The sequence below is a fragment of the Micromonospora cabrerizensis genome (assembly GCF_022230955.1).
Classification (GTDB): Bacteria; Actinomycetota; Actinomycetes; order Mycobacteriales; family Micromonosporaceae; genus Micromonospora; species Micromonospora cabrerizensis.
In genome coordinates, this window is sequence record NZ_JAKKFI010000076.1 from 44,927 (window position 1) to 58,675 (window position 13,749).

General features: G+C 71.8%; 11 protein-coding genes. 7 read left to right on the plus strand and 4 right to left on the minus strand.

Going from position 1 to position 13,749, the window contains the following annotated elements; genetic code table 11:
- Positions 1 to 95: 95 nt before the first annotated feature.
- The 4 genes from LADH09A_RS18975 to LADH09A_RS18990 all read left to right on the plus strand — a co-directional run bounded on the left by LADH09A_RS18975 (position 96) and on the right by LADH09A_RS18990 (position 5,177).
- The gene (locus LADH09A_RS18975) at positions 96 to 743 is read left to right on the plus strand and encodes a SigE family RNA polymerase sigma factor (protein WP_238646804.1); all 648 of its coding nucleotides are present in this window, start codon (positions 96 to 98) and stop codon (positions 741 to 743) included.
- Positions 740 to 2,179 carry a hypothetical protein gene (locus tag LADH09A_RS18980; protein WP_238646805.1) on the plus strand — a complete coding sequence of 480 codons (1,440 nt, stop codon included), beginning with the start codon at positions 740 to 742 and terminating at the stop codon, positions 2,177 to 2,179. Before LADH09A_RS18975 ends, LADH09A_RS18980 begins: the two co-directional genes overlap by 4 nt.
- A 126-nt stretch (positions 2,180 to 2,305) precedes the next feature.
- The gene (locus LADH09A_RS18985) at positions 2,306 to 3,130 is read left to right on the plus strand and encodes a class I SAM-dependent methyltransferase (protein ID WP_238646806.1); all 825 of its coding nucleotides are present in this window, start codon (positions 2,306 to 2,308) and stop codon (positions 3,128 to 3,130) included.
- A gap of 130 nt (positions 3,131 to 3,260) precedes the next feature.
- The gene (locus LADH09A_RS18990) at positions 3,261 to 5,177 is read left to right on the plus strand and encodes a hypothetical protein (protein ID WP_238646807.1); all 1,917 of its coding nucleotides are present in this window, start codon (positions 3,261 to 3,263) and stop codon (positions 5,175 to 5,177) included.
- 43 nt (positions 5,178 to 5,220) lie between these two features.
- Here LADH09A_RS18990 and LADH09A_RS18995 read toward each other — a convergent pair whose 3' ends face one another.
- The gene (locus LADH09A_RS18995) at positions 5,221 to 5,694 is read right to left on the minus strand and encodes a hypothetical protein (RefSeq protein ID WP_238646808.1); all 474 of its coding nucleotides are present in this window, start codon (positions 5,692 to 5,694) and stop codon (positions 5,221 to 5,223) included.
- A 153-nt stretch (positions 5,695 to 5,847) separates the two neighbouring features.
- Here LADH09A_RS18995 and LADH09A_RS19000 point away from each other — a divergent pair, with 153 nt between their 5' ends.
- Positions 5,848 to 7,131, plus strand: a complete 1,284-nt coding sequence (locus tag LADH09A_RS19000; RefSeq protein ID WP_238646809.1) for an MFS transporter — start codon at positions 5,848 to 5,850, stop codon at positions 7,129 to 7,131.
- A gap of 518 nt (positions 7,132 to 7,649) precedes the next feature.
- Here LADH09A_RS19000 and LADH09A_RS19005 read toward each other — a convergent pair.
- Positions 7,650 to 9,356, minus strand: a complete 1,707-nt coding sequence (locus LADH09A_RS19005; protein ID WP_238646810.1) for a bifunctional metallophosphatase/5'-nucleotidase — start codon at positions 9,354 to 9,356, stop codon at positions 7,650 to 7,652.
- A 278-nt stretch (positions 9,357 to 9,634) separates the two neighbouring features.
- Here LADH09A_RS19005 and LADH09A_RS19010 point away from each other — a divergent pair, with 278 nt between their 5' ends.
- Positions 9,635 to 10,432: an alpha/beta fold hydrolase gene (locus tag LADH09A_RS19010; RefSeq protein ID WP_238646811.1), complete on the plus strand. Its 798-nt coding sequence runs from the start codon at positions 9,635 to 9,637 to the stop codon at positions 10,430 to 10,432.
- A gap of 78 nt (positions 10,433 to 10,510) precedes the next feature.
- Here the strand turns inward: LADH09A_RS19010 and LADH09A_RS19015 are convergent, their stop codons facing one another.
- Together LADH09A_RS19015 and LADH09A_RS19020 are read right to left on the minus strand one after the other, a co-directional pair.
- Positions 10,511 to 11,326 (minus strand): histone deacetylase, encoded by an 816-nt coding sequence (locus LADH09A_RS19015; protein WP_238646812.1) that lies wholly within the window; start codon positions 11,324 to 11,326, stop codon positions 10,511 to 10,513.
- 11 nt (positions 11,327 to 11,337) lie between these two features.
- The gene (locus tag LADH09A_RS19020; protein ID WP_238646813.1) at positions 11,338 to 12,117 is read right to left on the minus strand and encodes a phosphodiesterase; all 780 of its coding nucleotides are present in this window, start codon (positions 12,115 to 12,117) and stop codon (positions 11,338 to 11,340) included.
- Between the two features lie 219 nt (positions 12,118 to 12,336).
- Between LADH09A_RS19020 and LADH09A_RS19025 the strand changes: the two genes are divergently transcribed.
- Positions 12,337 to 13,746 (plus strand): sensor domain-containing diguanylate cyclase, encoded by a 1,410-nt coding sequence (locus LADH09A_RS19025; RefSeq protein ID WP_238646814.1) that lies wholly within the window; start codon positions 12,337 to 12,339, stop codon positions 13,744 to 13,746.
- The last annotated feature ends 3 nt before the right edge of the window (positions 13,747 to 13,749 follow it).

Here is a 13,749-nt window from a genome sequence, read left to right on the forward strand (position 1 = left end):
TGCCCACCTCGTCTCCGCGCACGGCATCAGACGGCGCGGTGCCCCGTGCGACTCCGGTCACGAATCGAGTGCCGGCGGCGGTCCAGCGAGGCCCCGTGTACCGGACCCGGCGAAAGCTGACGCGCATCCCGCCAGCCTTCAACCTTTCGGCCCTCGACGGAGTCGTGTTGGGTAACCAATCGAGGCGGGGGCTTATGGCAGTTGACGACGAGCATTTCCGAGAGTTCGTCGACACGCGCTACATGGATCTCCTACGCGTGGCGTACCACCTGACCGGGTCGGCACAGGATGCCGAGGATCTGGTGCAGGCGGCGCTGGTGAAGGTGATGCGGCGGTGGCGGCGGATCGATGATCCGATGCCCTATCTGCGGCGAGTCATGATCAATCAGCACATCAACAGCTGGCGTCGCCACCGGGTGCACGAGGTCGTGACGGCGATCCTGCCGGACCGGTCCACCCGGGACATGACGGACGTGGTGGCGGAACGGCACACCCTCCACGAGGCCATGCGGGCGCTGACGCCGCGCACCCGGGCCGTGATCGTGCTGCGGTACGTGGTCGACCTGCCGGAGGCGGAGGTTGCGGCCGCCCTGGGCTGCTCCGTCGGATCGGTCAAGAGCCGCGCGTCGCGAGGACTGGCTCGCCTGCGTCTGGCCCTGGCACCCGACCCGCCGACATCGACATCAGCGGCAGCTGATCCAGCACCACCCGGGACGACGACGATGACGGGGGTACCACGATGAGTGTCGACGAGGATCTGAGCCGGGCCCTGGCTGAGCTGACCAGGACGCTGACCCCACAGCCGGATCCGTACGGTCGGGCCAGGGTGCGGTACCAGCGGGCGCGGCAGCGACGCCTCGGCGGGTTGACCCTGGCCGTCGTGGTCGCCGTCGGCGGCGCTGCCTTCGCCGTCGCGGGGCCGGGCCGGCACACGCAGCCGCCACCGGCCGACTCGACCGAATCCATCGCACCGGTGCTGGCCTGGTCGGACAAGCTTCTCCAGTCGCCGCCCCGCGGTGCCGTCGCCCGGGACAGCGTTTACGTCGGTCAGCTCTCCGACATCCTGATGGCGACCCAGCGGCGGGGAGAACTTCCTCGACTGACCGTGCCGGTGAGCACGGTGAAGGTGCTGTTCGTCGATGACGTCGACGGCCAACGGATCGCGCTCGCCGCCTTCGTCCGCGACCAACCCGACCCGGTCACGGGCTGGCCCAGCGCCGCGGTGTGGCTCGTCGCCGAGGAGGGTGCCAGCGCGGAGAAACTGGCCAGCACCGCTGCGACTCGGGGCACCAGTGACGCTCTGGAGCCGTACGAGAGCCTGGCGGTGGACTATCCGTCCGCTGCCGGCAGGTCGGCCCACGTGGCGATCGCGCCTGCCGGCTGTGTCTTCCTCAGCGCACCGCTGTCGAACGGGGCCTCCCAGTGGACTCCCGAGCCGACCGGCTCCTACCTGGTCCGGACGTCGCAGACCCAGCGACCCGAGTGGTGGCGGGTCGACTGCGGTGCGGTGACCCGCAAGGTGACGCTCGGGCCGGGGTCGCTGGCGTCAACGTCAGTCACCGACGCCCAGCTCACCACCGCGATGTCCCGCGCCCGGGGCTCGGTCGAAAAGCAGCCCGCCCGGGAGCTGTTGAATCGGTGGGTCCAGTCGGAGGGCTACCGACTGACCGCGCTTCCGAGCGTGGTGTGGGGCGGGCACGTTGCGAGCGTCCCCACCGACACGGCCGGGGACCCGTCGGCGGACGGTGCCCAGGTGACGTTCCTGGCCGCTCCCGCCGTCGGCGGTGGCTGGGTCGGCGAGGTGACGATCACTCCCGCTCAGCCGTGGCCCGACGGGGCGGTCAGCTCCGGCACCCCCTTCGCCGTAACGGACGACCCCAGCGATCCCGCCAGCGTGCTGGCCGTTCCCATCGGCGATGACGTCGCCGCCAGCGAGGGCCAGCAGCCCCTGCTGGTGGTGACGCCGGCAGCCGCCACCACGGTACGGGTCCTGCGCGACGGGCAGGAGGTGGCGAGGGCCGCGGTCAGTGGCTCCGGGGCGGCGATGACCGTGCCCCGCCCCACGACGGGCCTCGTCGTGCAGGCGCTCGACGCGTCCGGTCGGACGCTCGCCACCGGGCAGGTGGCCGACCAGGACGCACAGCGGACACCCGAGATGGACGCCTGGAACGAGGAATGACCCGGTCGGACCCGGTGCGCGCCGGCAGGGCCATCTGCCAGCCAATATAGGTGTTTCTACCGATCCCCGGAGGCGCCGCCACACCTAGCGTCAGTGGCACAACGAAGCGTCCGAGGGAGACCACCGATGACCACCGCACTCGATCTCACCGCCGTGAAAGCCCGCCAGCAGGTCACCTGGGCCAGCGGCGACTATGGCGCGGTTGCCGCGCTCATCCACCCGATCTCCGAGTTACTGGTGACCGAGGCCGACCTGTCCGCCGGCGCCCGGGTGCTGGACGTGGCCACCGGCACCGGCAACGCCGCCATCGCCGCCGCCCGCTGCGGCTGCGTCGTGACCGGCGTCGACTACGTACCCGAACTGTTGGACCGGGGCAAGGCGCGGGCCGAGGCGGAGCGCCTCCCGGTCGCGTTCGTGACCGGGGACGCCGAACGTCTGGCGTACGTCGATGGCGCCTTCGACGCGGTGCTCTCCGTCGTCGGCGTGATGTTCGCCCCGAACCAGGAGCGGGCGGCGGCCGAACTGGTCCGGGTCTGCCGGCCCGGTGGCACGGTGGCCCTGGCGTCGTGGACGCCGCAGGGTTTCATCGGCGAGTTGTTCCGCACGGTGGGCCGTCATGTGCCGCCACCGGCGGGGCTGCGCCCGCCGGTGCAGTGGGGCGACGAGGGCCGGGTCCGCGAGTTGCTCGGCGGGGCCGTGGGTGACCTTCGGGCGGTACGCCGGGAGTTCGTCTTCCGCTTCGGTACCCCGGAGGAGTTCGCCCTCTTCTTCCGGGGCAACTACGGCCCGACGTTGAAGGCGTTCGAGGCGCTGCCCGAGGAGCGACGAGCGGAGCTGCACGCCGACCTGGTGGAGCTGGCCCGCACGCACAACCGGGCCACCGACGGCACCGTGCGGATACCGGCGGAGTACCTGGAGGTCGTGGCACGGCGGACCGCGGACCCGGTCTGACGCGGATTCGATCCTTCCGACCAGCCGCCCAGCCAGCCGAAAGGTGGTTGCTGGATGGCAATCCCGCACGCTTTGATGCGCCTGATCATCCGTTCAGCAGGCGGATGACACACGGGGAGGACCATCCACTGTGCTCAGATCCAGGCCGCGCCGTGCCGTCGTCAGCGCACTCGCGCTGACGCTCGGCCTCAGCGGGCTCAGTCTCATCTCCACCGCGAGCGCCGCCGTCGCGGCGCCGCACTACGACGACCCGCCGGCCGTGCAGATTGGCTGGACCGACTCGGCGACGCCGAAGAAGGCGTACCCGATCGACAGCAACACCAACATTCCGCTCGGCACCTGGCAGGACGACGCGGGCAAGAGCCACACCTCCCGGGTGTACGCCACGTACGACCTCTCGGCCCACGAGGGCAAGAAGATCTACGGTGCCAAGGTCTTCCTCGACGAGCGCAGCGTCGCCGACTGCACCAAGCGGGACGTCGAGATCTGGCGGACGAAGCCGGTCACCTCGACTCCGACCTGGAACCGGCCGCCCGCACCACTCGCCAAGCTCGGCGAGGTGCTCACCCCTCCGCAGATCTGCCCCGGTGCCATCATCACGTTCGACGTCGGCGCGGCGGTGCAGGACGCGGTGGCACACCGGCAGCGGTACATCACCTTCGAGATCCGGGTGCCGGAGCAGCACGAGAGCGACGCCTCCTACGGCCGGCGGTTCCACCCGTACCGCGGCGTCCAGCTGAGCACCCAGGTCAACTCGGTGCCGCAGATCGACAACGCCCACCTGTACAACGGTGGCCTGCCCTGCACCCAACTGGCCCCCTACCCGCGCATCGGCGGGTTCGCCAGCACGTTGCAGGCGGTCGGCACCGACGCCGACGAGTACGACGAGCGCTCGGTCAAGACCGAGGTCGCCATCTGGCCGAAGGCCAACCCGGAGGCCCGGCAGGTGTTCACCGGCGAGCACGGCCAGTCCGGCCGAGCCAACACCGTCAACCTGCCCGAGGGCACCCTCACCGACGGGAAGTCGTACGTCTGGCAGGCCCGGGTGACCGACGGCGCGGACTACTCGCCCTGGTCGAAGAAGTGCTTCTTCACCCACGACCGCACCGCTCCCAGCGCGCCCACCGTCGCATCGTCCAACTACCCGCCGGACACCACCGGCGAGTGGGGGCCGGTCGGTGTGCCGGGCATCTTCACGTTCTCCGGCAACGGCAACAAGGACGTCGCCGGCTTCGAGTACTCCTGGCTCGGCCTGGGCGTCCACGGCTGCTCGGCCAGCGGTGACCACGGCCAGTGGGAGTGCCACAACCCGCTCGACCAGCCCGGAGCGGTGCGCTTGCAGACCCCGGGTGGGTCGGCGACCGTGACCATCAATCCGCTTCGCTCCGGCCCGCAGCGGTTGAGCGTGCGCGCCATCGACCTCGCGGGCAACGTCTCGGAGACCGTGACGTACAGCACCTTCGTCGCCTCGGGCGAGCCACAGGTGCAGGTGCAGAGCGGTCGGCCCGAGTGGGGCCAGGAAGTGTTGTTGAAGTTCGTCCCGGCTCCCGGTGTCACCGTCCGGGACTACGAGTTCGTCCTCGACGGCGGAGAGCCGCAGACGCGGGACGCCCAGGAAGATGGGACGGCCTTCTTCAGCTTCGTCGCCACGAACCCGAACGGGCACCGACTCACCGTCCGCAGCCGTAGCGACAACGGGTACGTGTCGCCGGAGAGCCGCTGGGACGCGTACTTCGATCCCGGTCCCGGGGTGAAGTCCGACGTCTACTACTCGCCGGACGGTTCGCCGGTCGGCGGGGTGGGGGTCGAGGGCACCTTCACCTTCTCTCCGCCGCCGGGTTGGACGGACACCACGGCCTACCGTTACAGCTTCAACAACGCCGAGGCGACCGAGGTGGCGGCCGACGCGAACGGCCGGGCCACGATCACCTGGGCGCCGACCGCCAGCGGGTTCACGGACCTGACCGTCTACGCCGTCCGCGCGGACGGCACGGTCAGCGACTACCCCAACTGGTACTACTTCGACGTGGCGGCCCCGACCGCCTGACGTGTATGACGGGGGCGGCCACCGGTGTGGTCGCCCCCAGCCGTCAGTCCTGTCGTTCGGTGCGCTCGATCTCGGAGAACGCGGCGGCCAGGTAGTCGTCCAACGGCACGCTGGTCCCCGCCAGCAGGTCGGCCACCAGCAGCGGGGCGTGCCGGGCCAGGGCGGACGCGTCCGGCGGTGACTCGTCGCCCTCCGGGTCGTACACCCCCAGAGCGCCGGCCAGCAGGACGAGCACCACGTGCGGGTCGACGTCCGAACGCCACCGCGCCGCCCCCTGTACGCAACGGGTCAACACCTGGCGGATGTCGTCGCCGGTCAGCCCGTCCGGGTGGCTCTCCTCCAACAGCAACCGGACCACCGCGCCGAGGACCAAGCCGGAACGCTCGTCGGCGGCGAGCTTGCCGACCACCTCGTCGTACGCCTGACCGTCGCGTGCCTGGGCTGCGGCGACGGCCGCGGTGGCCGTCACGGCGATGGCGCGGGCGGTAGCGGGCAGATGTCGCCAGGTGCCGGTCATCGGGTCAGCATCGCAGACCCGGCGGACACCGACGGACCGGCGAGAGGGGTCGGGTGATCATCGTGGGCTCAGTCACTCGTCGGCCTGCACGAAGGCGCGGCGCGGCGGAAAACGAGTCGCGTGGTGTCACACCCGACCAACAGAATGCCGGTCATGCTGCGCCGTGCTCTGCCCCGCCGTTCGGAAGCCCGCCGGATCCTTGTCGGCACCCTGCTGTCGGCGATCGGGCGCGGCCTGACCCTGCCGTTCCTGTTCATCTACCTGACCGACGTACGCGGGCTCACCGACACCCGCGCCGGGCTCGTGATCGGCTGGTACGGCGTGGTCACCCTGGCCCTGTCACCGCTGGGCGGGACGCTGATCGACCGGTTCGGCGCGCGTCGGGTGGTGGTGCCCTGCCTGCTGATCGAGGCGGTCGGCACCGGTTCGCTCGCGCTGGTCAACTCGACCGGGTCGGCGCTGCTGGTGATGACGGTGATCGCCGTCGGCAGCTCGGCGATCTGGTCCGGGCAGAACACGATCCTCGCGTCGCTGACCGACGACGATGAGCGGCAACGGGTCTTCGGGCTGAACTTCGCCCTGCTCAACCTGGGCATCGGCATCGGTGGCATGACCTCCGGCGCGATCGTCGACACCGACCGGCCCGGCACCTTCCAGACGATCTACCTACTGGACGCGGTGACCTACCTGCTGCCGGCTCTCATCCTGCTCACCCTGCCCACTGTGGGCCATCGGCTCGGCCGCCGTCGAGGCGACGACGAGCCGTCGGCCGGCGGTTACCTGACCGTGCTGCGCGACCGCCCCTTCCGACGACTCGTGATCTTCGGGCTGATCCTCACCACCTGCGGATACGCGCAGGTGGAGGTGGGCTTCGCCGCGTACGCGGTGCGGGTCGTCGAGGTGAACCCCCGGGTGGTGGCGTGGGCGCTCGCGGCGAACACCGTGATGATCGTGCTCGCGCAACTGCTGGTGATCCGCCGGATCGAGGGGCGCAGTCGCACCCGGGCACTGGCCGTGGTGGGTGCGGTGTTCGCCGCCGCCTGGCTGGTCCTCGGCGCGGGTGGCCTGGTCAGCGGTGAGAGCGCCCTGTTCGCCGCCCTGTGCGTGGTGGCCTGCTCGGCGATCTTCGGCTTCGGCGAGACGATGCTCTCGCCGGTGATGCCCGCGCTGACCAACGCACTGGCCACCGACGAGCTGCGCGGCCGTTACAACGCCATGAGTTCGATGATCTTCGGGGTCAGCGGTGTGATCGGTCCGGTGACCGCCGGCCCGCTCATCGGCGCCGCCAACGGCATGGTCTGGGTGGCGACGGTGGTCGGCGGCTGCCTGGTCGCCTCACTGGTCGCGCTCTCCCTGCGCCGCCTGCTCAGCACCGAGCAGGACGGCCGAACGACGACCACCCCGGCGACACCCGCCCCGGCCCCCGCCCCCGCCTGACCTCGAACGATCCTGCACGGCCCGTGACATTGCCCCCGCCGTGGGGTGCGGCCCACCGCGCCGAGCCCTGCGCCGCACCCCGCCGCTCCCCGGGCCGCACCGCCCCGCGCCGCACCCTGCCGAGGCCGCACCCCGCACGCACCCCGCACCCCGCACCCCGCACCAAGATCCGAGCAACTTCCCGGATGTTGCTGCCTGCGGCACGCAGGAGACAGCAACATCCCTGATGTTGCGCGGATCTTCCTCGTTGATCTCGCCACGCACCAAGATCACGCTCGATCCAGGATGTAGTGGTATCCCCGCGTGCCGATGCCACTACATCCATGTTCGAGCGCGATCTTGCCCCGAGCGGGCGCGGCAAACGCGCGCGCGGACAAACACGCGCGCGGACAAACACGCGCGCGGACAAACACGCGCGCGGACAAACACGCGCGCGGGAGCGGGCAAACGCGGGAGCGCGGAACGGGGTCGGGCCCCGGAGCGGATGCTCCGGGGCCCGACGTGCGCGAGGTAAGCCGTCAGGCGGCGGGAACCTCGGCGGTGGTACGGATCCGGTCCAGCGTCGGCGCGGAGACCGGCGACTGGGCGGTCAGGTACGCCACGAAGGCGTCCAGGTCGATCAGGCCGGTGACCAGGTTCGTCCCGCCGGTGAGGGCGCTGAACCCGTCACCGCCGCCGGCCAGGAAGTTGTTCACCGTCACCCGGTAGGTGGCGGCGGTGTCGACCGGGGTGCCGCCGAGGGTGAGGCTGCCGCGGACCACACGGGTGCCGGCGCACGGGTCGGCCACCGTGCCGGTGGTGCCGTTGGGGTCGACCACGTAACCCACGGTGGCCGACGGGTACAGCGTCCGGTTGGTGACGAACTGCTGTTCCAGGACGCAGTAGAGCTGCGCGCCGGTCAGGTCCAGTGTCACCAGGTTGTTGGCGAACGGCTGGACGGTGAACGCCTCTTCGTAGGTGACCGGGCCGGCGTCGAGGTCGGCCCGGACGCCGCCCGGGTTCATGAAGGCGGCGACCGCGTTCTGCTCGTCGTCGGTGGCGGCGAGCTGCGCGTCGGCGATCAGGTTGCCCAGTGGCGATTCACCTAGACTCGTACCGAAGAGGGTTTCCTGGCTCCGGGTGATCGCCTGGCTGGTCACGCCGACCTGGCGGTCGGCGACCGGGCCGAGCACGGTCTTGTACCGGTCGATCAGCGCGGTCTGCTTCGGGTCCTTGGCGACGTCCCGGCTGACGACGACGTTGTTGGCGGCGGCGGAGATGACGTCGCCGGACCGACGGTCGATCTTGAGGTCGATGTCGGTGACCAGGCGACCGAAGGAGCTGGCGCTGGTGACCAGCTTGCCGTTGATGTCGCAGTTGTACGCCTGGTGGGTGTGCCCGCTGACGACCACGTCGATCGACGGGTCCATCCGGTTGGTGATGTCCACGATGGGCCCGGTCATGCCGACGCAGTCGTTGATCCCGCCGGTCGCGGCCTGGGTGCCACCCTCGTGCAGCAGCACGACGATCGCCTGCACGCCCTTGCGGCGCAGCTCGCGAGCGTACCGGTTGGCGGTGTCCGCCTCGTCGGCGAAGCTGAGACCGGCGACGCCCTGCTGGCTGACGATCTGCGGGGTGCCCTCCAGGGTCATCCCGATGAAGCCGACCTTGACGCCCTGCACCTTGTGAATGGCGTACGGCGCCATCAGCGGCTTGCCGGTCGCGGTCTTGAAGGCGTTCGCGGACAGGTACTTGAAGCCGGCCCCCCGGTACGGGGTGCCGTCGGCGCAGCCGTCGACCGGGTGGCAGCCGCCGTTCTGGATCCGCAGCAGCTCGGCGGCACCCTCGTCGAACTCGTGGTTGCCGACGCTGGCGTAGTCCAGGCCGGCCATGCTGAGCGCCTCGATGGTCGGCTCGTCGTGGAACGCGGCGGAGAGCAGCGGGGACGCGCCGATCAGGTCACCGGCGGCGACCGTGATGGTGTTCTGCTTCTTGGCGGCGGCGCGCAGCTCGGCCAGGTGGGTGGACAGGAACTCGACGCCACCCGCGGCCTGCCCGGCGATGGTGCCGCTGGACCCGCTCGGCGGTTCGAGGTTGCCGTGGAAGTCGTTGAGGGCCAGCAGGGTGACGTCGACCGGCTTCGGCCGCGCGTCGGCTTGCTCAGGGCTCGTGGCGACCGCGCCGAACGCGGCCACCGCAAGCGCGGTCAGGCCGACAGCGGCCCGACGCATCCTGGTTATGGACATGGATCTCCTTGTGAGAATCGGCGCGTGCGGTGCCCGGCCTCTGGGTCGACCGGGCCGCCGGCCGGCGCCGTCGAAAGGGTCGCGAGTGGCGGCGGTTGGGGTTGGCCGCCCGCCCCGACAGCCTCTCATCCGGACGCCGCCGGGTCGACCCAGGCAACACATCAGAGCTGCGGGTACGACTCGACCAGGGATCGACCGCCGGTTGGTGCGTCTGCCGGACAGTGTCGGCTCCAGGGTCTAGAAAGGACGGGACAGCCAACGCGGACGGAGGCGGCATCGTGGGCGAGGAGACACCGGTGGTGGAGCAGGTCCGATCGACGGACGGCACACCCATCGCGTTCGAGCGGTCCGGTGCCGGGCCGCCGATCATCCTGGTGGGTGGCGCGTTCAACGACCGCAACACGAGCCGCGCACTGGGTGCGGCGTTGGCACCGGATTTCACCGTCTTCGGGTACGACCGCCGGGGTCGGGGTCAGAGCGGCGACACCCTGCCGTACGAGGTCGACCGCGAGATCGACGACCTGGCCGCCCTGATCGCGGCGGCGGGTGGCTCCGCCGCTGCCTACGGGGTCTCCTCGGGGGCGATCCTGGCCGCCCTCGCCGCCGCGCGGGGGCTGCCGGTGACCGGGTTGGTCCTGTTCGAGCCGCCGTTTCAGGTTGGCTCACACGCCGGCGTGCGAAGAGACATCACCGCGCAGCTCATCGAGCTGATCGCCGCCGACGACCGGGACGGCGCGGTGGAGACCTTCCTCAGCGTCTCGGTCGGGCTGCCCCCGGGGGTGATCACCGGGATGCGGTCGCAACCGGTGTGGGGCGCGCTGACCGCCATCGCGCACACGTTGCCGTACGACGCCATCGTGAGCGCGGGAGGGCGCCTCCCGGCTGACCGGCTCGCCGCGATCACCGCGCCGACCCTCGCGGTGGACAGCACCGGCAGTCCACAGTGGCTGCGTGACGGCAGCCGGGCCGCGGCCGAGGCGATCCCCGGCGGCCGGTCCATCAGCCTCGACGGTGACTACCACGAGGTGCCGCCGGCAACGCTCGCTCCCGCGCTGCGTGAGTTTCTGCTCGGCTGACGATCACACCGGCACACGACCGTTCCACCGGGCCGGCGTGATTCAGGGGTCGGCCGCCGAGCCGGCAGGACGCGGCCTTCAGGCGTCGGGCAGCGCCTCGCGGGCCAGCACCTCGCCGGCCAGCACCTCGCCGGCCAGCACCTCGCTGGTGAGCACCTCGCCGGCCAAGGCCCCCGTGGCCAACGCCTCCGTGGCCGACGCCTCCGTGGCCAACGCCCCCGCAGCCAACGCCCCCGTGGCCGACGTTTCCGCAGCCAGGGCATCGCTGACCAGGGCCGCGACCGCCTCCGGCGGCCAGGCGTCCGCCACACCGGGCCGGACGGCCAGATAGCTGGCGATCCGCTCGGCCGGCCAGCCGTGCGACTCGCGCAGGCCGCGGGCGATCATGGCGAGGTAGGTCGGCGCGGGTGGCCGGCACCGCACACCGGACGCCCCCTCGGGTGCGGTGAAGGTGAGCATCGGGACGCCGCTGCGGCTGCCCGGGCAGACCAGCGTCTCGTACCGTCCGGGGCCGAGCGTCGCCCGCCCGGTGGCCACGGCGGCGTCGATGGCCGCGCTGGTCGCCGGGACGAGGTCGGCGGTGTCGTCCACTGGGCGGTACATCTCCTGTGCCGCGATGTCGGTGAACTGTTCCAGGGTGACCAGGTAGGCGCGTGCGGCGGCCTCGCCCGGCAGGTGCGGGTCGTAGAAGGCCATCCCGCCGGTCCAGGCACCGGACTCACCGGCGAAGTAGATGCCGCCGGGCAGCGACAGCGGCAAGGACCGGCTCGGTGGGCGGCGGTCCCGGCAGCCCGGGTACGTCCGCTTCCCGCCGGGCGGGCAGCCGCCCCCGATGTACCACGCCAGCCGGGCGGCGTGCAGGTTCGAGCCGTACGCGACGTACCAGACCCTCACGTCGGGCGCCGTCAGAAGCCGCAGGTCTGGCCGGCGGAGTGGCTCACCTGCACGGTGTGTGTCACGCAGCCGCCCGGCTCGACCAGGTGCAGCAGGAAGGCGGTCGGCTCGTCGACCCAACCGATCTGCTCGTCGGCGCTCATGGTGAGCGTGCTCTGCCTCCAGGTGCTGGGCGCCACGGTGAGCACCGTGCCCGCGTACGCCGTGGTGACCGGGCGGTGCAGGTGGCCGGCGGCTACCCGGACGACGTGCCGGTGACGCCCGATCACCTCGGCGAGCGCGTCACCGTCGGCGAGCCGGATGGAGTCGGCTGCGGGGATACCGACCGCGACCGGCGGGTGGTGCAGGCAGACCACGGCGGGCACCTCGGGCCGCCCGGCCAGCACCCCGTCGAGCCAGCCGAGCTGCTCCTCGCCGAGTTGGCCGCCGTCGCTGCCCGCGACGAGCGAGTCGAGCACCACGACCGTCGCCGCCTCGTGGTCGACGTGGTAGTAGGCGGAGAAGCCGCCCCCGAGCCACGGCGTGCCCCCGAAGGCGTCGAGCAGCGACTCCCGGTCGTCGTGGTTGCCGGGTACGAGGTGCACCGGCAGCGGGAACCGGTCGATCAGCTCGCGCAGTGCCGCGTACTCGTCGGGTCGCCCGTGGTCGACCAGGTCACCGGTGATCACCACGCAGTCCGGTCGGGGCCGCAACGCGAGCACCCGGCCGAGCGCACGGTGCAGCCCCGCCGCCGGTGCGGCGGCGAGCAGGCCGGTGGTCAGGTGCGGGTCACTGAGCTGGGCGATGATCATGGCTCGCTCCTCGGCGCCGGGATCTCCACGCTATCGCCGGGCACCGTTTCGCGGTGCCCGACCGCGACCCACAGCGCGGAGCCCGAAGCCCACAGGCTGCGTCCACAGCCTGTGGATAGAACATGTGTACGACGCTGATCGACTCCGCGCAGCCGGAAGTACGCTTGATCGCGCGGCTCGGCGACGCCGGGCTCCTCCCCTATCTGGAACGACGTGCGAGTGGATCATCAGCGAGTCATCCGTGACGTCACCGTCCGCCTGCCGATGGCGTCGAGCGCGCCGGAGGCCTGTCGGTGGACGGTCAGTGCACTGTCCCGCCACACCCCGGCGACCATCTCCGTCCTGCTCGCGGTCCACGACCGCCTGCGCTGCGTCGCGGCGACCGGGGCCTGGCAGGTCTTCGCGACCGTGCCGGCGCGGACCGGCATCGTCGGCCGGGTGTACGACACCGGCACCCCTGCTGTCGTCCCGGACGTCACCGTCGACCCGGACTACCTGCCGGTACGCCCGGACGTGACAGCCGAGCTGTGCGTACCGGTGCTGGACCCGGCGGGCCGGGCGATCGGCGTCCTCGATGTGCAGTGGAGCGAGCCGATCGACCTGGAGCCGTGGCGGGAGACCACGCAACAGCTGGCCGACCAGCTCGGCGCGCGGATCGCCGCCCTCGGTGGCCCACCGGCGGAGAGCCGCAGCGAGAAGCTGCTCCGGCACGCTGCCGCCCTCTCCTCCGCACCGACCGAGGCCGACGTGCTGGGCGTGGCGGCCTGCGCCGCGCGCGAGGTCTCCGGCCTCTCCACCGCGGTGCTGCTGATCGCGGGGCAGCTCGGCGCACCCCCGGCGGCGCCGAGCGACCTGGAGACCCGGATCCGCGCCGAGCTGACCGAGTCGGGTCCGGCCGCGCTGGTCCGGATGGTCGACCGGGCACACCGGTACGGCGCGGGGTACACGCTGGGCGAGGCGGGGCACCCCCCGACCGAGGACTACCGACCGCTGACCCGGGCGGGCGTGCGCACTCTGGTCGCCGTTCCGGTCGGGCCGCCGGACGCCGGCGGGGTGCTGCTGGTCGCCGACGAACGGGCACTGCGCCCGGACCCGACCACGGTCAGCCTGATGGAGCTGCTCGCCGGGCAGGCCTGGACAAGCCTGGACCGGCTGCGCACCCTGACCCGGCTGCGCGAGCAGGCCAGCTCCGACCCGCTGACCGGGTTGCGGCACACCGGCCCGTTCGGGCAGCGGATCGCGGCGGCCACCCCGGGGCGTACGGCCCTGCTGGCGATCGACGTGGACGGCTTCAAGACCGTCAACGACACGTACGGGCACCAGGCCGGCGACCGGGTGCTGGTCGGGTTGGCCCGGGCGCTGGAGGGGGCGCTGCGCCACGGCGACGAGCTGTACCGGATCGGCGGCGACGAGTTCGTCGCGGTGATCGAGGTGAGCCGCCCCGAGGAGGCGGTCCGGATCGCCGAGCGGCTGACCGAGGCGGCCCGGCGAGTGGGCCGCACGATCAGCGTGGGCGTCGCACTACCCCGCCCCGGCGAAACCCCCGACCGCACCCTGAGAAGAGCAGACCAGGCCCTCTACGCGGTGAAACGCCAGGGCCGAGACGGCGTACACCTCTCCGCCGCCTAACCC